Origin of the sequence: Parabacteroides sp. Y3-G-102, assembly GCF_023656845.1 — a bacterium.
In the GTDB taxonomy this organism is placed as follows: domain Bacteria; phylum Bacteroidota; class Bacteroidia; order Bacteroidales; family Tannerellaceae; genus Parabacteroides; species Parabacteroides distasonis.
On sequence record NZ_JAMOKU010000012.1, the window covers coordinates 29,796 to 48,251 of the forward strand.

Annotated in this window: 15 protein-coding genes; 3 read left to right on the top strand and 12 right to left on the bottom strand. The window is 47.1% G+C overall.

Annotation, left to right across the window (positions count from 1 at the left end):
- Positions 1 to 92 precede the first annotated feature (92 nt).
- From NBH16_RS07740 to NBH16_RS07790, 11 genes are all read right to left on the bottom strand, one after another.
- Positions 93 to 1,199: a glycoside hydrolase family 26 protein gene (locus tag NBH16_RS07740; protein WP_005865587.1), complete on the bottom strand. Its 1,107-nt coding sequence runs from the start codon at positions 1,197 to 1,199 to the stop codon at positions 93 to 95.
- An 85-nt stretch (positions 1,200 to 1,284) separates the two neighbouring features.
- Positions 1,285 to 2,751, bottom strand: coding sequence for a TolB-like translocation protein (locus NBH16_RS07745; RefSeq protein WP_250788331.1), 1,467 nt, complete (start codon positions 2,749 to 2,751; stop codon positions 1,285 to 1,287).
- A gap of 6 nt (positions 2,752 to 2,757) precedes the next feature.
- Positions 2,758 to 4,527 (bottom strand): DUF6057 family protein, encoded by a 1,770-nt coding sequence (locus tag NBH16_RS07750; protein WP_250788333.1) that lies wholly within the window; start codon positions 4,525 to 4,527, stop codon positions 2,758 to 2,760.
- 7 nt (positions 4,528 to 4,534) lie between these two features.
- The gene (locus tag NBH16_RS07755) at positions 4,535 to 6,007 is read right to left on the bottom strand and encodes a TolB family protein (protein ID WP_005865593.1); all 1,473 of its coding nucleotides are present in this window, start codon (positions 6,005 to 6,007) and stop codon (positions 4,535 to 4,537) included.
- The gene (locus tag NBH16_RS07760; protein WP_250788335.1) at positions 6,004 to 7,569 is read right to left on the bottom strand and encodes a DUF6057 family protein; all 1,566 of its coding nucleotides are present in this window, start codon (positions 7,567 to 7,569) and stop codon (positions 6,004 to 6,006) included. The genes NBH16_RS07755 and NBH16_RS07760 overlap by 4 nt, the downstream gene beginning before the upstream one ends.
- Positions 7,553 to 8,155 (bottom strand): DUF4369 domain-containing protein, encoded by a 603-nt coding sequence (locus NBH16_RS07765; protein ID WP_005865597.1) that lies wholly within the window; start codon positions 8,153 to 8,155, stop codon positions 7,553 to 7,555. The genes NBH16_RS07760 and NBH16_RS07765 overlap by 17 nt, the downstream gene beginning before the upstream one ends.
- Positions 8,156 to 8,339: 184 nt before the next feature.
- Positions 8,340 to 9,467, bottom strand: coding sequence for an aspartate aminotransferase family protein (locus NBH16_RS07770; RefSeq protein ID WP_005855219.1), 1,128 nt, complete (start codon positions 9,465 to 9,467; stop codon positions 8,340 to 8,342).
- 14 nt (positions 9,468 to 9,481) lie between these two features.
- On the bottom strand, positions 9,482 to 10,450 hold the full coding sequence (argC, locus tag NBH16_RS07775) for an N-acetyl-gamma-glutamyl-phosphate reductase (protein ID WP_005855221.1): 969 nt from the start codon (positions 10,448 to 10,450) through the stop codon (positions 9,482 to 9,484).
- Entirely contained in the window at positions 10,447 to 11,646 is a 1,200-nt protein-coding gene (locus tag NBH16_RS07780) for an argininosuccinate synthase (RefSeq protein WP_005855223.1), read from the bottom strand. Before NBH16_RS07780 ends, argC begins: the two co-directional genes overlap by 4 nt.
- A gap of 38 nt (positions 11,647 to 11,684) precedes the next feature.
- Positions 11,685 to 12,278, bottom strand: coding sequence for a GNAT family N-acetyltransferase (locus tag NBH16_RS07785; RefSeq protein WP_005865603.1), 594 nt, complete (start codon positions 12,276 to 12,278; stop codon positions 11,685 to 11,687).
- Positions 12,279 to 12,306: 28 nt separating this feature from the next.
- The gene (locus tag NBH16_RS07790) at positions 12,307 to 12,747 is read right to left on the bottom strand and encodes an arginine repressor (RefSeq protein WP_005865605.1); all 441 of its coding nucleotides are present in this window, start codon (positions 12,745 to 12,747) and stop codon (positions 12,307 to 12,309) included.
- A 381-nt stretch (positions 12,748 to 13,128) separates the two neighbouring features.
- On the opposite strand from NBH16_RS07790, the gene NBH16_RS07795 reads away from it, so the two are divergent.
- On the top strand, positions 13,129 to 13,920 hold the full coding sequence (locus NBH16_RS07795; protein WP_009276803.1) for a M48 family metallopeptidase: 792 nt from the start codon (positions 13,129 to 13,131) through the stop codon (positions 13,918 to 13,920).
- A gap of 45 nt (positions 13,921 to 13,965) precedes the next feature.
- On the opposite strand, the gene NBH16_RS07800 is transcribed toward NBH16_RS07795, so the two are convergent.
- Positions 13,966 to 15,774 carry a MutS family DNA mismatch repair protein gene (locus NBH16_RS07800; protein ID WP_158532767.1) on the bottom strand — a complete coding sequence of 603 codons (1,809 nt, stop codon included), beginning with the start codon at positions 15,772 to 15,774 and terminating at the stop codon, positions 13,966 to 13,968.
- A gap of 154 nt (positions 15,775 to 15,928) precedes the next feature.
- Here NBH16_RS07800 and NBH16_RS07805 point away from each other — a divergent pair, with 154 nt between their 5' ends.
- Together NBH16_RS07805 and NBH16_RS07810 are read left to right on the top strand one after the other, a co-directional pair.
- Positions 15,929 to 16,762: a phospholipase A gene (locus tag NBH16_RS07805; protein WP_005855233.1), complete on the top strand. Its 834-nt coding sequence runs from the start codon at positions 15,929 to 15,931 to the stop codon at positions 16,760 to 16,762.
- 141 nt (positions 16,763 to 16,903) lie between these two features.
- Positions 16,904 to 18,448 (top strand): acyl-CoA carboxylase subunit beta, encoded by a 1,545-nt coding sequence (locus tag NBH16_RS07810; protein WP_005855235.1) that lies wholly within the window; start codon positions 16,904 to 16,906, stop codon positions 18,446 to 18,448.
- Positions 18,449 to 18,456 lie beyond the last annotated feature (8 nt).

Genomic DNA, 18,456 nt, shown 5'->3' on the forward strand with positions numbered 1-18,456 from the left:
TTGCTTTAAATGATATTATCAGATGGTGGGAGACGGGGCACGCCCCGTCTCTACAACTGGATATGACGTGATTTATCTGGTTATGTATGATGTTATTTATATAGGTTGATATCGGAGGCGAACAATGTTTTCGGATTTTCAAAGAACTTCTTGAAATCCTCGGCAGAGGCTTGTCCGGGATAAGGGCCAAAGAAGTGAGTGACTTTTTCACGGGCGTTTCTCCATACCAATACATAAGCGACCGGATATTTCTCCATGGCAGGCAGCAGGGTTCCCGTCCACCATGTGGAGTCTGGTATCCCTTCGTAGCCGGTCTCCGTGACCGCTATGATCTTATGGTTGGCTTTGCCTATGCTGTCTATTACTGAAAGACTGGTATCCATGCTTTTCAAGAAGAAATCCTTATCTTCCCGTTGGTAAGCGTCGAAGCCTAGGACGTCGATCAAGTCATGTCCGGGGTAACGTTCCAGATAAGACGCTTGATCCTGCGGCTCTGTACCTGTGGAATAAGCGTATACGATCTGGTCTGTTGCTCCGTGAGCGTTTAGATAATCGGCGGTCATTCGCCATAGCGCCTTGTATTCATCCGTGGTACATAAATTCTGTCCCCACCAGAACCAACTTCCGGTGTGTTCGTGCCAAGGACGGAATAGGACGGGAATCTTGGTGCCATCGCTTGTTTTCAAGGAAAGGATGAAATCATTCACTTTGCCTAGCCAACTTTGGAATTTCTCATAGTTCTCCCCTTCCGGAAGGATCGATTTCACGACAGCATGGTCTGATACGTCCCAAGCGTCCCCTCCGGTTTTAGGGTTACGGGGATGCCAACTTAAAGATACCAAGCCTCCCCGGTTATATTGGTTGATGATTTCCTTGCGTATTTTCTCGAAAGGTACTTTATCAAGGCTTTTATCTCCCCCGAGTTCGATCTCTCCAAGATCAAAGCTGATAACGGCCGGATAATCGCCGCATACTTTTCGCACGTCTGAGCCTCCTTCGTCAAATTCCCATCCGATCCCATAAACCGTATCATCGTGATGTCCGAACATGATTCCTTTTTGTGGAATCGCACGTAGGTTCTCTATTAAACGTTCTCTCGGCGAACCCTGTTCGCTTGTCGGCTCTAGTCCTTTCTTCGATGGTGAACAGGCGATTAATGCCCCTAGGCATAACATGGTAATTAATTTCGTGTTCTTCATGATAACTGTCTTTCTTTATGAACGCGAATGTAAGAGGTATCGGGCAGACAATCTAGTATTATTTTATCGGATAGTGGTATTATTTTTATTTCTTAGCTTGTACCTGTATACGTTCTTTCGAGGTTATCTTCTTCTCAAATACCCTTGTGTCGATCTTGATAGGCTCGCTCGTGAAATCCGGGACATTATAGGAATAGACAGAGCGATCGTAATAGGTTTCCGGATCTTCCTGGGGAAGGAGAAAGGGCTTGCTTATCTTGCCATTCTCATCCATGCTAGCCAGATAAAGGCGGGTATAAAGGCCGTCACCCCGGCGGCTACTGAAGACAAACCAGCGGGAGTTGCTACTCCAGTTGTGAAAGCTTTCGGTGTCATCGCTATTTACTTCGGATAGCTTGCGGAGGTCTCCGCTTGTCAAGTCCAGTAACCATAGATCCGCCTCTTTATGCCAGATCGAAAAGTTTCCGTAATCGGATAAGGTGAACATAATATATTTGCCGTCATAGGAAGGACGGGGGAAAGATACGCTTTTCCCTAAAGCCTCAGCGTTCACCAATGTATCGATACGGCTCCCGAATGTACCGGCAGAGGGATCAAAATCTATACTACATAAATTATATCTTATCTCTTTATATTCTTCGGGAATCTTTTTAGCCTCGGCGGAACAAAAGTAAAGCGTACGACCATCCGGGGAGAATGCGGGGAAGGTCTCGAACCTGTCTTTCTTTTGCAAAGAATCGCAAAGAAGTAGACGATGATCTGCCGGATGGTAAACGACTACATCAGATTCCAAATCCAAGACTTCTACCCGCTCGTCCTTAACCGTATGGAACGATTGCCGGGTGTTGTTCGTGGAATACGCTATATATTCGCCTCCGGGATGCCAGTAGGGATAGACGCAAGCGGCGATTGTCTGATCTGTTTTCGTGTTGAGGTATTCATCCTTATTGCCGGTTCTCACAAAAGTAGCTCCATGCGTTCCTCGGATGTGAAGACTGAAATGGCTCGGGTCCGTACGATTGAAGGCATGGCAGTTTACGCACATACCTTTGACCAGCGTGTTTTCCACCAAAGGTCTTTCTTTATGAGACGATAGATCACGCTCATAAATACCCATACGGCTATAGACTTCATAACCGGGAGCGATCTTTCGGTATACTAGGCCGTAATCGATCGGGTGGGGGCTGATGTACATGGGGAAAGGTTTGTAAGTACTCCATTTACCCTTTTGCTTGATACTGACAGTAAAGAGTAAACTATCGCCTTGATTGGAGTTGAGCAGTTGCTTCCACTCTTTTTCCGGGAAATTGACATGCTTCGCGTTTATATGTACCTCTTTGCCTTGGTGCCCTTTTACGATAACATCTATCCGTTCATAGGAGGTATCCGTATAAGAGAAATTCATTGGAGCTATCGTGGCGGGAACTGTTACCCCGATATAATCCGGATAGATGGACGGGTATTTCTCTATTTGTTCGGGGGATACCACCGAATCCCCACAAGCGGTAAATAACGCTATACATATACTATATAATAAGATAAGCTTTCTCATGGCCGTTTATTTTCTGAATAATAAGTAATACCAAAATGTCTTCTCGTATTTCGGGCGAAGGATAGGCTCGGAGTCTTTCTGCGTCATATAGACACGGGCGAACTCGCTTACCCCTTCCAATACGTTGCGGGAGATGCTCCAAGGAAGGCCTTGGAAATTAGGATGCTGCTGTGTCCAAATGAAAATCAATGCCTCTTGATAAGAGATGGGTATGTGGTTATAGCCCAGATCTTTTCCCAGCGGATAATATTTCATGAAACGTTCCAGATCCTTCTTTTGCAAGACATAGGCTAACATATACTCGAAAGCCATCCGGTTACTTTTGTTATGTTGCAGCAATAAGCCTAGCATGACATCCATTTCCGTGTCGCTAAACAAGAAATCTTCCGTATATCGGGCTTTTCTCAACCATCCCCATTCGGGATGCTTCTCTATCTTTTCATCGTTATTTAGGTAGCTCATGGCATGGGTCGCCCATTTCTTATAGAACAAGGTATGCTGCAAAGCCCGCAGGTATTTGGCGGCGACAGCGTATTGTCCATTGATCAAGTTGGTCTCGGCCAGACGCATATAGGCACGTCCGCTTTTCTTATAGTCGGGGATAGCCTCCATCGCCTCGAACATATAGCGCTGTGAGGAGTTGATCATTCCCAGATGATAGAATATCTCGCTGGTTGGGAGCGGTGAGGTAAAATCTCTTTGGAAGGTCGGGATCAATCCTTCCGTTCCATTCTGGTAGAAATGGAACATGCGATCCCCTAATTGTCCGGTCTTGGCGAGAGCCAGATTTAAGCAGGTCACGGAGAAGGGGGAATTAGGCTCTTTGTTTTCTGCCGCCTTGATGATCTGGTTCCATTGTTTCATGCGGGTGAGGTAGTCGTATTTCATAGCCTCCTCCTTATCCGAATTGCTGGCGGCGTGAATCCATGTGCCACCACCGATAAGGAGCAGGGTGGAGATAATACCCATCCATGCCTTAGTGCTCTTTACGGATGGGGGAAGTAAAGCAAGTGCCCCGGGGGTTATGGCAACGGTAGCAATAACAACTAACAGGGTGTTGGGAACGATCATGGGGAAACGATAATAATCGATGCCGGTCATGAGGCTAAGCAATGGATATTGCGTAAGGCTTTGTGCCAATAGGGGGCATAGGATTCCAAGCAAGATGTAGATAGGAATCCAAATATAGGATTTGTTGTATGTGGCTGGCACGGATTTGATGCAATGCCCGATTATTACTCCGATCACGAAGATGAAATAGGCCCCACCACCTACCACCCTGTAGAGCACCGGCATCATTAGGAGCGTATAGATAATTCGTCCCCATGAATGAGCGGTTTTTCGCTGGATGACTAGAGCGAAGAGGGCGAGAGTTATGGAGACGGGGAATGCCAGCAGGGCATTCTCATCACATAAAAATACCCAGAGCAGGATGGAAGGGAGAAAGCTGAGCGGATACCAAAAGTCGGAAGCCCCCATTTGTTTGGCCAGCCAGTTTATTTGCCGTTGGATAAGCACGATAACGATCGCCAAGATCGTAGCCCCTGCCCAAGCGAAATAATAGAACTGCGTCAGGAACTCCGCTATATATTCAGCGATGCCTCCGGGATGGAGACATTTGTCGATTCCATATTCCGGCGTGAATAGGAATAACTGGAATTGCTCGTGGTAATGTAAATGATGAGGATAATAAAGTCCCCAAAACAGGCAAATCGCACAGCCGAATAATAAGGAGGCGATTCCTCTTATGTATCTATATTTACGTGTATTTTCCATGATTCTATTATTTAAAAGTCTCAGCTTCCTCGTCGTAGTAGATCTCTTGTACATCTTCAGCGTCGAAAGGAAGCTCGCTAGTGGATAATTCAGGTATATTATAAGATTTTAACGTGATATCGTAATGTTCCGGATCCTCTTGCGGGAGTACGAACGGTTTATAGGCTTTTCCCGTACTATCCACGTAAGAGAAATAAGGCTTTCCGTATAGTCCGTCATCCCGCTTACTGGCAAAGACAAACCAATGGCTGTTAGAGGACCAGCTATGGTAGGTATCCGATTTATCGGAGTTGACGGCAGGTAAGGTATCTATCTTCCCGGTCTGGAGGTTCATCATATGCAGGTCTGTTTCTCGGTGCCAGATCGGGAAGGTTCCATAATCGGCTACCGTGAAAAGCAGGTATTTACCGTCGGGCGATATCTTGGGATGGCAGGCGGAGCCATTATGCTTCTGGGCATCCCATACGGTCTCGATCCGTTGGCCCCATTCCTTGGTATCTTTATGGAAAGATATGCGGCATAGGGAATATTTTAGGTTATGGATACTATCGGGCAACGGCTGGATGGGAGCGGAGCAATAATAGATCCAGTTCCCATCGGGCGAGAAAGTTGGGAAAGTCTCTAACTCATCCTTCCGGCTAGTCAATGGGGAGGTGATGAGTTGTTTCTTTCTGAAATCTGCGACCATTAGGTCGGAGGTCGTATCATAGACTTCCAACCGCTTACTCCCTAACGAATGAAAAGCAGGGATGATAATATTCGTGGAAAAAACAGCGAACTGCCCCGATGGATGGAAATCGCCATAAACAGCCCCGTTTGGCAGATTGTCGTTGCTCAGTTTCAACTTCCTCAAATGTCCGTTACGGTTCAGCAGGGTGCCTCCTTGCTTTCCCCGTAAATGGAACATGGATAAACTTCCTTTCTTATTTCCGTAAATATGGCAGTTCATGCAAGAACCGTCGGTATCTTTGTTGTCGGCGATAATCCGTTCTTCAAAAGAATTAATCTCCCGTTCGCATAATTGGATTTTGTTCCATACCTCGTAACCCGGTTCGATAAGCCGGTAGCTTATATAACTATCCAGTTTCTCCGGAACTACTTGCCAGTAGAAAGAGGGGTAACGGAGCCATTTACCCTTGATACGGGCGACTACGGTTATTTGCAGGCGGTTGCCCACTTCCTGCTCTAAAAGGCTTTCCCATAGGTTTAAAGGGAAAATAGCTTTCTTTCCGAAAGATAATTGTATCTCTTTTGATTCCCCTTTCAAAGTTACTTGCATAGCGTCCGCATCGTTTCTCAATAAGAAGTTGAGAGGGGCGATATTCGTGGGAATCATGATATCCGTATAATCGGGATACATAGGGATTGGGTCTGTGGTATCCTCTATTTGCTTCGGGGTAGGGGCACATCCTGCCAGCAAGCAGATTATCCAGACGAGGTAATAGGTTATGTTCTCTTTCATGATTCTTACTTCTTTCATGGCTTACTCTCCTTTCCGGGCTCTGTGGTCGCAAAATGATAATAGAACCAATAGGTCTTGCCGTATTTCTCTTTCAAACTCGTGTCCTTTGCCTCATAAAGCCGGGTATAATCGGCGAATTCTTTCGCTATCTCTACCGGGATTTGGTATTTTATAAGCTCTTCCGCACGGATATTACCTTGGCGGGCGAGATGGATCAGCAGGGCCTCGGCGAAAATGGGACTAGAGACCTTACCCGGTACATAATCTTCTACAAAAGAACGGAGATCTTTGGAGAGTAAATGATAGCAGAGTAAATATTCGTAAGCACGGAGATTGCCGGCGTTCGAGGCGACTAAGTTCTGTAAGGAAGTCACGGCATCGTTACCGGAACGTAGTTGGTCTTGGGTCGGGATGTCTCTGCGTTTCTTCTCCAGCCACTCCTTTACTTGCGGGGTTTGCTGACCGGGTATTCTCTTTTCGGCCCAGCTTTTATGAAGGAGTGTCTTGTCTAATATACGTAGATATTTAAGAACTGCCTCATCATCCCCATTGACCAGATTGATCTCAGCCAGCCGTTTGATCATACGGCTACCCGAATTGCGAGGAGAGAAGATCATACTTAGCATGGCGCAATGCTCGGCCATAGTCATATCTCCTAACGTGAACCATAACTCGTTGGCGAATAGGATAGAGAGAAAAGAAGCGGATGGGTTCACGGGAAGGATCAACCCATTCGTACCCGGTTGATTCCACGCTAGGAGGTTCCGGGAGAGAGATACGGGTGAGTTGATCTCGGATGGATGCGTGGCATTGTACAGGTTCCGGTAATAGGTCACCCAAAGGATTTGGCGGTCTGTCTCGAGATGTTTCCTCATCTTTTGTATATTTCCGAAATAATGTTCCACATCGAGGCTGAGTACATACTCCCGGTCGAGATCCGGCTTACTCCACCAAGTGGTAGCGGGATATTGGGTCGCTGGAAGAAGCAATATACCAACTGCGAGCAGGGCACTTAGCTTTTGATGGTGCGCTATGATTCCGGCGGCCAGCATAAGGGCCAGACAGAGCCATGCCCCGTACCCGAAGCACCAATAGCAAAGAAGCATGGCGGGAATGCAGGTAAGAAGACGTTGCCCCTCAGTTTGGCTCCGGCTATATAACAGGAAAACACCTTCTGCTCCGATCAAGGAGAGAGTTGCGGATAACGGATAGGCGAGTCCGCAAGACCTTCCGGCCTCCCATAATACAAGTAGTATCATAAGAGGAAGGGCGTATCTCTTGCTGACGAATTGCCGGAATGTCCGATAGGTAAGCAGGGCAAATAAAGTTAAGACAACGCTTAGGATGAACGGGCCTCCCCCGATATAATAAAAGAATTGCGTGAGGAAATCGCCGGTGAGACAAGCCAGCCACGCTTCCTCCTGAAAATATCCACGGAGAAACTCACCGCTGTACAAGAACAGCATCATTTGCTCTTTGTGGAACAAATGATAGGGGTACATCCAGAAGAAGAAAGCGAAGATCGCTATCGCCAGTACCGCTAGCGTGATCGACAGATCCTGTTTAATGATTCGCTTCATCCAGTTCCTTTCGTTGCTCTTCGGTCAAGGAGGTTTTTATCATCTTATAGAGGAATTTCCCGACCGTTTGGTTGATATGTTCTTTCATGAACGCATAATTAAAAGCTTGCGTCTCTACTCTCAAGGAATCCCATGTCTGCTTGATGCGGGTGGAATCTTCCGGCGAGCAAGTCTTAAGCGCTGTCCATAGGGCATAGGATTCGCTATTGGTCTTTTGCTTCCGGTCTTTCCAATGCTGCAAGGCGTCGTTTTGCGGTGTACCGGAGGCCGAGCTGATGGAGTCTATCCGTACTGAGGTCACACCCGGTTCCGTTACGACCAGTAGCTCTTGGAACTTGAGACGCAAAAGGATGCGCATACGGAGGACTTTCATCTCTTCTCCCGTTCCTTGGAAAGTAAACCGTGCGTTCTCTATTCTCGTAGAATCGATATTTTCGATTGAGGCGTTTTCCATGGGTGCCAGATAAATCCATTCCCCATCCTGCTGCGCAGTGGGTAAGGTGCCTTCTATGATGTATTGGGAGTCGTTAGATTGACAGGCAAATAGGCACAACAAAGTGAATACTCCTATAAATAGATATTTCATCGATCGTGTTCATTAGTAATTAGAGACTCAAAGTTTAGACTGCGTAAAGTTAGTGTTTTTTCGGAAAAAGGAATGATGTTTTTTTGACAAAGGGTGATACTTAATTTACGTAGCTGTTGGGGAGGAATGAAAAAAAGGAGGACGCTAATTCAGACATCCTCCCTTTTTATGAAATAAAGAACAATTAAGCGTTTAGGACTTTCTTGAAGCGACGGATAAATTCCTTGGCCTCATCCATCGTCAAGCAAAGCGGAGGAAGCAGACGGATCGTATGGGTTCCGGCTACACCCGTGAACACTTTCTCCTCAAAGAGAAGTTTGCTACGCACTTCCTTGATAGATTCCTCGAACTCGATACCGATCATCAAACCACGGCCCCGAATTTCCTTGATACCCGGAAGTTTATGAAGCTCTTCCAATAAATAGGCACCCACTTTCGCCGCGTTATCAATCAAACGCTCGTCTTCCATTATATCAAGAACGGCGATAGCGGCCGCGCAAGCCAAATGGTTACCGCCGAAAGTAGTGCCGAGCATACCATAAACCGGCTTGAATTTCGGGCTGATCAATAACCCACCCATCGGGAAGCCATTGGCGATACCTTTCGCTACTGAGATCAAATCCGGCTTGATACCGGCATATTGATGCGCGAAGAATTTACCGCTTCTTCCATATCCGGACTGGATCTCATCCAAGATCAGACAGGCATCATAAGTCGTACACAGGTTGCGTAACTCACGCATAAAATCATCCGTTGGCAATTGGATGCCACCTACACCTTGGATACCTTCGATGATCACGGACGATACATCCCCCTTCTTCAACTCTTCCTCTACGGCGGAAGCGTCGTTCAATGGAAGATAAGTAACCGCTAGATCCTCATTTACCGGAGCGATGATCTTCGGGTTATCCGTGACACGGACGGCGGCGGAGGTACGCCCATGAAAGGCGTGCTTGAATGCGATCACCCGCTTCTTGCCATTATGGAAAGAGGCGAGCTTTAACGCGTTCTCGTTCGCCTCCGCTCCGGAGTTGATCAAGAACAACGAATAATCATCGTAGCCGGAAGCCTTCCCTAGCTTATCCGCTAATTTTTGTTGCAAGCTATTGATAACCGAGTTCGAGTAAAAGCCTAATTTATTTACCTGCTCGGTAATCGCCTTTACGTAAGTAGGGTGGCTGTGCCCCACCGAGATCACGGCATGGCCGCCATATAAGTCGAGGTACTCGTTTCCCTCGCTATCCCATACATGACATCCCTTGCCTTGTACGATCTCTATATTAAATAATGGATATACGTCGAATAAATTCATCTTTATAGTATTTTTTAAAACGCGGAGGGTTTTAAGTGTAAGCCAACCGTCTCCTCCAACCCGAACAATAGATTCATGTTGTGGACCGCTTGGCCGCTAGCGCCCTTCAATAAGTTATCGATCATAGAGATGATAAGAAGCTTATCATCTATTTTCTGTAAGTGGATCAAGCATTTATTCGTATTTACCACTTGTTTCAAATCCGGGTTCTTATCAGTGATAAACGTGAAGCTGTGATCATCATAATATTCCTCATAAATACGTCGGATCTCCACCAAGTCGATCTTGCAATCGATGTACGTCGTGGCGAATATGCCACGGGAGAAATTACCGCGTACGGGGATGAAGTTGATCCGGCTTGAATAGCTCTTCTGCAACTGGCTCAAGCTCTGGTTGATCTCGGCCAAGTGCTGATGCGTAAAAGGCTTATAGATCGATATGTTGTCGTTGCGCCAGCTAAAGTGAGAGGTGGAAGAAGGCTTCACGCCCGCTCCCGTCGATCCCGTGATGGCATTGACATGCAAGTCGGAATTCAGCATCAAGTGCTTCGCCAACGGCAATACGCCCAATTGGATGCAAGTAGCGAAACAACCGGGGTTCGCTATATGCCGGGCGTTGCAAATCCGGCGGCGGTTCAATTCCGGCAGGCCGTACACGAAATCGTGCTCCGGGCCTTCGATCCGGTAGTCCATGCTCAGGTCGATAATCTTCACGTTCTCGGGGACCGTGTGGCTCTCCATGAACTTTTTCGTATCGCCATGAGCGGTACAGAAGAACAGAAGGTCGATGCTATCTAACGGCAACTCGCTGGTGAACACCAAATCCGTCTCGCCATAAAGACCGCCATGCACGTCCGTGATCTTGTTACCGGCGTTACTGCTACTGTTTATAAATGTAAGCTCGGCATCAGGGTGGTTTAGGAGCAGGCGGATCAATTCACCCGCCGTGTAACCCGCTCCGCCTATAATTCCGCATTTAATCATATCTCTTCGTCTTTATGGTTCGTATAATAAACACGCAACGGAGTGGAAAGAACCTTGATGAAGCCTTTAGCGTCCTCGGCGGTCCAACCTTTCTGCATCTCTCCGTACTCACCGAATTTCGTCTTCACCAAGTCATCCTCAGATTCTACGCCAACGGTAGAGAAGGACAACGGACGAAGCTCCAGAATAGCCGTACCGTTCACGTTACGCTGAGACTCTTGCAACATCGCCTCGATATCGCGCATCACCGGTTCCAGATATTGGCTCTCGTGCAAGAACATGCCGTACCAGTTCGCTACCTGATCCTTCCAGTATTGTTGCCATTTGCTCAACGTATATTTCTCTAGGAAGCGGTGCGCCCCGATAATCAACATAGGAGCGGCAGCCTCGAAACCGACCCGTCCCTTGATACCGATGATCGTATCGCCCACGTGCATATCACGGCCGATACCGTAAGCGGCCCCGATCTCCTCGATCTTCTGGATAGCGGCGATCTTATCCTCGAACACCTCACCATTCACGGCATGAACCTCACCGTTCTTGAACTCGATGCGCAATTGCTCGCTGCCGGTCTTCTCCACTTGTTTCAGATAAGCGCTCTCGGGCAGTCCTTGCGCGGAATCAAGAATCTCGCCACCGCAGATAGAGGTTCCCCAAAGACCTACGTTATAGGAATATTTCAACTTCGTGAAATCGGCCTCGAAACCGTGCTCCTTCAAGTAGTTGATCTCTTCCTCGCGGCTCAAGGCCATATCGCGGGTCAACGTGATAATCTCCACGTTCGGAGCCAATACCAAGAAAGTCATATCGAAACGGATCTGGTCGTTACCGGCTCCGGTAGAACCATGGGCGATAGCGTCGGCGCCAATCTCGTTCGCGTAGCGGGCGATCGCCAAGGCTTGGAAGATACGCTCGGAGCTTACGGAGATCGGATACGTACCATTACGCAGCACGTTTCCGAAAATCATGTACTTCAAGCTCTTCTCGTAATACTCTTTCGTAACGTCGATCGTCACGTATTTCGTGGCGCCTAGCTTATAGGCGTTCTCCTCGTTTTGTTTCAATTGTTCCTCGCTGAAACCACCTGTGTTAGCGCAAGCGGCGTATACCTCGTATCCTTTTTCTTTAGCCAGATACATGACCGTGAATGAGGTATCCAAACCTCCGCTGAACGCTACTACTACTTTCTTCTTCATCGTTTCTTTATTTTATGTTGTTTTTCTATCGTATTAATTTAGTCCTTTTTAGTCTGATTACGGGCCTCCCGCTCTCGTTGCGCACGATGCGGATCGGCCGGGTCGAACAGCATGGCCGTGCAGATGCAATACTTACGTTCGGTGCGTTCCAAGATATCGTGGTTCACGCAACCGTTGCAACCTCGCCAGAAAGCCTCATCGTCCGTCAAGTCGGAGAACGTAACCGGTACATATCCCAGCTCGGTATTCATCTTCATCACGGCAGCGCCGGAGGTAAGGCTGAATATCTTCGCTTTCGGCCAGCGCATGCGGGCAAGTTGGAAAGTCATGTCTTTGATGCGTTTCGCGATACCCAAGCCCCGGAAATTCGGATGTACGATCAAGCCGGAGGTAGTCACGTACTGCTTGTTTCCCCATGACTCGATATAACTAAACCCGGCGAACTCGTTTCCCGCCAAGGCGATCACCGCTTTGCCCTCTTTCATCTTCTGGGCCACATACTCGTGCGTACGTTTGGCGATACCCGTGCCCCGGACTTTAGCGGCAGACTCGATCGTATCTAGGATCGTATCCACATATACCTCGTGAGAGGCATCAGCGATCATAACATCAATTTCTATTTCTTGTTCCATTTTATTGTTTGTTCTTAGTTTTTTCCTTTTATATAAAATGTGATAAAGCGGCAATCACCTTCTCTTGGCTCACACCGTTGCGGGGGATTACCAAGATCGTATCGTCTCCGGCTATGGTGGCCAGTATCTCGCTGGGGGCATGGGAGTCTATGTCCGAGGCAATTCCCATGGCGTAACCCGGTCGTGTCTTCACCACCGCCAAGTTTCCGGAAAACTCGATATTCGGCTTTTTCTTGCCTTCAGGCTGTGCTTGTTTGCTTATACTCTCTTCGGGAAGGCGATATACATAATCTCCGGTTCCGTCGTGTACCTTGGCTACTTTCAGTTGCTTGATGTCGCGGGAAAGCGTAGCTTGCGTAACCGAGAATCCGCTATCTTCCAGTTCTTTAAGCAGTTCTTCTTGATTACTTATCACTTTCGTCTGTATAATACCGCAAATGGCATCCAATCGTTCCTTCTTTGTACTCATGTTGTATATTTATGCAAAACAGGCTGCAAATATAAAGAGTATTGTTGAATAAATATACAATCAAGGGCTTTTTTTTCTGATATAAGTAGGGGGTAAGGGATTTTCCTGCTTAGTCTAGGTTTAATCACTGTAAGTGTTAGGCATTTCATCTATTTATATTCATCTTCTATCAGCCGTTGGAGGATCATGCAACAGCTGTTAGAAGATCATGTACCAATTGGTAGATGATTATGCAACGGATGGTAGATGATGAATGTCATTCAAAGAAAAGGCTAATACTTCCTATAGAAAGAACGAAAGGGTGTGGTCGTTTTGAACAAAATGGTAGTATCTTTGCGTTATTAAAAAGAGAGTATCAGGTTTAATTTCAAGTAAAAGGATATGAGAAAAATAGCAAGTTTATTCGTGGCCTTGCTTTTATTGGCAGGCTGTTCCAGCGTACCGTTGACAGGACGTAAGCAAGTGTTGTTGGTTTCGGACCAAGAGGTGTTGTCGTCCAGCCTTACCCAGTATAACGATTATATAAAGACGGCGAAAAAATCGACGAACGTGAACAAGAGCGCTATGGTAACCCGGGTCGGAAAGAAGATAGCCGCCGCTACGGAGGACTATTTGCGGGCGAACGGGATGGCGGATGAGGTAAAAAACTTCTCTTGGGAGTTTAATTTGGTGAATGATCCGCAGGTGAACGCCTTCTGTATGCCGGGAGGCAAGATCGTGGTGTACGAGGGATTGCTGCCTTTAGTTTCCTCGGACGATGAATTGGCGGTGGTCATCGGGCATGAGGTCGCCCATGCCGTAGCTAAACACAGCAATGAGCGTATGAGCCAGCAACTAATGGCCCAATATGGGGCGGCTATTTTAGGTGCGGCCGTAAGCAATAAGAGCGCGGCGGTACAGCAAGCGGCCAATACAGTATATGGTGTGGGAGCGCAGTATGGCGTAATGCTTCCTTTCTCCCGTAAGCACGAGTCGGAAGCGGATTATATGGGATTGGTATTCATGACTATGGCGGGATACAATCCGGACGTGGCAGTCAACTTCTGGCAAAAGATGTCCGCCGGAAAGAGTGGCTCTACGCCGGAATTTATGAGTACGCACCCCAGTGATGCCACTCGTATAGCGGAAATCCAAAAAGTCCTACCCGCAATCAAAACCAAATACAAAAAGTAGTTGACAGTTGACAAGTGACAGTTATTTTACCACTTGTCTCAATTTTCAATTAAACAAGATTCCCATCTTGTTCATTAAGAAACAAGCATTCATATTCTGGGCTATCCCTTCTCTTAGTTGATAAGAGAAGGATAGCTCCTCGTCTTTTATATCCGCTTCGAAGCGGTAATTCTTTATTTGTTCCGGGAACTCTTCCTCCAAAGTACCCAACACTAAATCGTGGGTGGCGATGATGCCGCAAGCCTTATAAGCGACCAGCTGTTTCATAAGGGCAAGAGAGCCTTTCTGCTTGTCGATAGAATTTGTTCCCTTCAAGATCTCGTCCAAGATGATAAATAGCTTCTCCCCGTTTTGCAGCCTGTCGATAATCATTTTCAGCCGTTTCAACTCCGCGAAGAAATAAGACTCGTTGCTAGCCAAGGAATCCGAGGTACGCAAGCTGGTAACCATGTGGGCGGGATAAACCGTCAAGGAGGCGGCACAGACCGGAGCGCCTACGCAAGCCAATAAGTAATTGACACCGATCGTCCGGAGGTATGTACTTTTTCCGGCCATATTCGCTCCAGTGATAATCAGGAACCAAGGACTTTTGCGGATATCGATATCGTTCTTTACGCAGACATCCCGGTTCAAAAGAGGATGTCCCAAAGCCTTGCCTTCCATTTGGAAATAAGTGTCGGCAATCTCCGGATAGATGTATTCCGGATGGTTGAAAGCGAAACCACCCAACGAGTTCAGCGCGTCGAAACGAGCCAGCGCGTCGAACCAAAGCGGAAGTTTATCGGAGTAAGTCTGAATCCAGCGTTCCAAAAGGATGGCATGGCGTGTATCCCGCAAGTAGAAGAGATTGAAAATGATACCCGCCAAACTGAATCGTTGGTCTAATCCTCCGATATACGACGACAAGCGTTTGATAGCATGCGAGGCCAATTCCTTCTCATTCGCTAATTGCCCGCTGATCTCTTTCAGCTCTTCCGACTGGAAATTATCTTCTTCCACACATTGCATCAGCTTTGAGTACCGATTGAAAATAGACTCCATCTTATTGACGGTCGCGTAAAGCGCATTGATTTCCTTGGCTCGTCCGTAAGCGATCACTAACGTGATTAAGAAATAAATATTCAATAAACTCCCGCTGATCCAATCCAGCGAGTAAGCGATACCCAATACGATCCACAACACTGGGACCGCCCAGATCAATAGTTTCCACGGTAGGCTATCAACGAATTTATGCTTACGCTGAGTGAGTCGGTCCATAAAGTTGATATCGTTGTCTCTCGTATCTTGCGTGTCCTGCCGGATGATTCCCGTCACATAGAAATGCTGCCGTAAGGCGGATAAAGCCGCTAATTCCTTGACAGCCTCTTGCCGTTTGACGATCTCCTTCTTATCTGTCAAGGGATTCGAGAGCCAACCGGCCAGTCGTTCCCGCCCGAACCCGGTTACGGTACGATTGAGCGATTGAAACAAGGAGCGGTCTCCAAACACATCCAGATCCAAGCAGAAAGAGTGCTCGCCCGAGATCTTATCGGCCGCCCCGTCGAACGCGCTGAAATCATAGTCTAGTCCTTTTAGCTCATCCTCGTTCAGTTTGATCAAGGTCTCGGCGTATACTTTCCGTGCGTACATTTTATTATGGTACCACATCAGGAGCGCGAACGGGATGATATAAGCGAAGGTGATCCCCGTCAGCCATTGCCAACTCTCATCCCTGAATATCCATAAGGAGAGGATCGCTCCCACCACTAAAGCCAACCGGATACTCCCCATCAAATGGATCTTCTTTTTCAAATTACCCAAGCGCCGTGTATAAGCGTCGATATTTTCTTTGTAATAACTATAGATTTCTTCCATAGCCGCGAATATAGGAAAAATGAACTAACCTCTTGAATTTTGGTTTATATATTATATTCATAGGTGAAATGACCATTATTCATGTAATTTGGGCGATAAAGCCAACTGCCGTTTCCCCTATATTCGCGGACATATTTATAATTTAAGATCATTTATGAAAAAAACGATTATATCCTTTCTCTTCCTTCTTGTTTGCGGTATGGCACATTCGCAAGTTTTAGCGAAAGGGCCGGAAGAGAGTTATAATGCGGATAGTATTCGTGCGATTTTGGATAAGTCACCTTATTTTACCTTATTCAAGGACAATTATTTTATTGGCGGTATCCCTATCGGCAACAAGCCTACGGCGAGAAACTCCGACGTTAAATTCCAGTTGAGCATCGCCCAGCGTCTTACGAAAAGTAAACTCCCCTTCGATACCTATCTTTTCTTGCAATACACGCAAAAGGCTTTTTGGAATGTCTTTCAAGAGTCCTTGCCGATGCGCGACTTGAATTTTAATCCGGGTATCGGTTTGGGGCACCTTATCGTGCATAAGAATAAATATATCGGGAAAGGCTATTTGATGGTCGAGCACGAGTCGAACGGTAAAGATAGCATCTTCTCCCGAAGTTGGAACAAGATCACCCTAGCGGCGGCTGTCCTGTTGAATAAGAACTGGGAAGTTCAATTCAAGGGCTGGATACCGATCGTGGACGGTAAGGAAAATAAAGACATCCTTAAATATAATGGTATATTCCAAGTAGCCGCCAATTACCGGACAGACAACAGGCGCTTTAACTGCGGGGTTATCTTGACCAAACGAAAGACTTGGTTCAGCTTTAACACTCAGATCGAGTTGAGCTATAAGTTTAATAATAACGAGAACCAATATTTCTTCCTGCAATATTATAATGGTTACGGTGAGAACCTTTTGGAATACAATCAATACAAAAGCATGCTGCGGATCGGTTTCGTGATCAAGCCGCAAGATTTCAGTATTTACTAAAAAATATCCTTCTTGATAGATCTCATTGATCGGGCGATAGATGTAATATATGATACATTTCGTTTCTTTAGGAAACAATACATTTACAGACTTTGTTTTCTAATATATTGAACGTTTCCCGGATAATTAAAGAGATACGCCATGAAGGAAAAAATTGAACAATTAAAAGCTCTCAACCACAAAGCTGAGTTAGGGGGCGGAGAAGACCGCATCGCGAAGCAACATGCGGCAGGTAAACTAACCGCTAGAGAAAGAATCGAACTACTATTGGAAAAAGGTAGTTTCGTGGAAATCGACAAGTTCGTGACACATACGTGCCATGAGTTCGGTTTAGAAAAACAGCGTCCATTAGGGGATGGCGTGGTCACCGGTTACGGAATGATCGGGCAACGCACGGTATTTGTTTTCGCTCAGGACTTCACGGTATTCGGTGGAGCCTTGTCCGAGACGTATGCCCGTAAGATCTGTAAGATCATGGACATGGCAACGGAACTAGGCGCTCCGGTGATCGGGTTGAACGATTCGGGAGGCGCACGTATTCAAGAAGGAGTTCGTTCCTTGGCGGGATACGCCGAGATATTCCTCCGGAACTCGTTGGCTTCGGGCGTGATCCCGCAGATTAGCGCCATTATGGGCCCGTGTGCGGGTGGAGCGGTTTACTCGCCGGCGTTGACGGACTTTATCTTTATGGTAAAACAAACGAGCTATATGTTTATCACCGGCCCGGAGGTCGTGAAAAGCGTGACGCAAGAAGAGGTTACGATGGAGAATCTGGGAGGCTCGGAAGTGCATAGCACCCGTTCCGGAGTGGCTCATTGCACGGCGGATAACGATATGGATTGTATCTTGAAGATACGTGAGTTGATGTCGTTCTTGCCGAATAATAATATGGAAGAGCCGCCATTCGTTCCTACTACCGATAGCCCGAACCGCATCGATCCGCAATTGGATCTGCTGGTTCCTACTAATCCCAACCAGCCGTACGACATGAAAGAGTTGATCCTTTCCGTGGCTGATGATCAAAACTTCTTCGAGATACAAGAGGAATATGCCAAGAACATCATTATCGGTTATATTCGTTTGAATGGAAAGACGATCGGTGTCGTGGCGAATCAACCTGCCGCGTTGGCCGGTACGCTGGATATCAACGCGTCCGTAAAGGCCGCCCGTTTCGTCCGTTTCTGCGATGCGTTTAATATACCGTTGTTGACGCTGGTGGATGTACCGGGTTTCTTGCCGGGCGTGAACCAAGAGTACGAGGGAATTATCCGTCATGGCGCTAAGTTATTGTATGCGTATTGCGAGGCTACCGTGCCGAAAGTGACCGTCATTACCCGAAAGGCTTACGGCGGCGCTTACGACGTGATGAGCTCCAAGCATATCCGGGGCGATATCAACTTCGCTTATCCAACCGCCGAGATCGCTGTCATGGGACCGGATGGTGCCGTGAATATCTTGTTCCGTAAGGATTTGAAGACCGCGGAAGATCCCGAAGGCAAACGGAAGGAATTGCAAGCCGATTACCGGGAGAAGTTCGCTAACCCGTACCGGGCCGCTGAGTTAGGCTATGTAGACGAGATCATCGAGCCGTCTATCACACGCAGCCGCTTGATCCGTAGTTTTGAGTTGCTGGCCAACAAACGGCAATCCAATCCTCCGAAGAAGCATTCCAATATTCCTCTTTAAAAACGAAT

Bases quoted from the DNA above. Each gene is read 5' to 3' on its own strand.
- NBH16_RS07740 (WP_005865587.1), bottom strand. From the start codon at position 1,199: ATGAAGAACACGAAATTAATTACCATGTTATGCCTAGGGGCATTAATC.
- NBH16_RS07745 (WP_250788331.1), bottom strand. From the start codon at position 2,751: ATGAGAAAGCTTATCTTATTATATAGTATATGTATAGCGTTATTTACC.
- NBH16_RS07750 (WP_250788333.1), bottom strand. From the start codon at position 4,527: ATGGAAAATACACGTAAATATAGATACATAAGAGGAATCGCCTCCTTA.
- NBH16_RS07755 (WP_005865593.1), bottom strand. From the start codon at position 6,007: ATGAAAGAAGTAAGAATCATGAAAGAGAACATAACCTATTACCTCGTC.
- NBH16_RS07760 (WP_250788335.1), bottom strand. From the start codon at position 7,569: ATGAAGCGAATCATTAAACAGGATCTGTCGATCACGCTAGCGGTACTG.
- NBH16_RS07765 (WP_005865597.1), bottom strand. From the start codon at position 8,155: ATGAAATATCTATTTATAGGAGTATTCACTTTGTTGTGCCTATTTGCC.
- NBH16_RS07770 (WP_005855219.1), bottom strand. From the start codon at position 9,467: ATGAATTTATTCGACGTATATCCATTATTTAATATAGAGATCGTACAA.
- argC (WP_005855221.1), bottom strand. From the start codon at position 10,450: ATGATTAAATGCGGAATTATAGGCGGAGCGGGTTACACGGCGGGTGAA.
- NBH16_RS07780 (WP_005855223.1), bottom strand. From the start codon at position 11,646: ATGAAGAAGAAAGTAGTAGTAGCGTTCAGCGGAGGTTTGGATACCTCA.
- NBH16_RS07785 (WP_005865603.1), bottom strand. From the start codon at position 12,278: ATGGAACAAGAAATAGAAATTGATGTTATGATCGCTGATGCCTCTCAC.
- NBH16_RS07790 (WP_005865605.1), bottom strand. From the start codon at position 12,747: ATGAGTACAAAGAAGGAACGATTGGATGCCATTTGCGGTATTATACAG.
- NBH16_RS07795 (WP_009276803.1), top strand. From the start codon at position 13,129: ATGAGAAAAATAGCAAGTTTATTCGTGGCCTTGCTTTTATTGGCAGGC.
- NBH16_RS07800 (WP_158532767.1), bottom strand. From the start codon at position 15,774: ATGGAAGAAATCTATAGTTATTACAAAGAAAATATCGACGCTTATACA.
- NBH16_RS07805 (WP_005855233.1), top strand. From the start codon at position 15,929: ATGAAAAAAACGATTATATCCTTTCTCTTCCTTCTTGTTTGCGGTATG.
- NBH16_RS07810 (WP_005855235.1), top strand. From the start codon at position 16,904: ATGAAGGAAAAAATTGAACAATTAAAAGCTCTCAACCACAAAGCTGAG.